We start from the raw sequence: 418 nt of genomic DNA on the forward strand, positions 1-418 counted from the left end.
TCCAAGGCGAAGGCTATGGACAACTCCGCTTTGATGACACCACAGGACAAATCTCCACCCAACTGCAAAACACCCACGGGGCGAGCCAACTTAACCTAGGGAATCTCAGTCATCCCAAAGCAACAGCAGAAAGTGAAGGACGCGGTGAAGGCTTCGAACTCAGAACTGACCAATGGGGTGCAGTACGGGCGGGCGAAGGCATACTCATCTCCACCTACAAACAAGAACAAGCCAAAGCAAACCATCTTGATGCAAGCGAAGCCAAACAACAACTCGAAAGTAGCTTAAACAACGCCAAAGCTCTCAGTGAAGTGGCACAAAATCAAAAAACTGATCCACTGAGCTTACTCGAAAACCTACAGGGCTATCTCAAGAACTTAGAGAGCGAAGACCAAAGCAAAGCCGCGGCTTTTAAACA

General features: G+C 48.8%; 1 protein-coding gene. It reads left to right on the top strand.

Annotation, left to right across the window (positions count from 1 at the left end; genetic code table 11):
- A partial coding sequence (locus tag AC1M9D_RS14105) for a type VI secretion system Vgr family protein (protein ID WP_481612447.1) occupies window positions 1-418 on the top strand: 418 nt, incomplete at both ends.

This window comes from Acinetobacter sp. ANC_7682 (assembly GCF_056779795.1).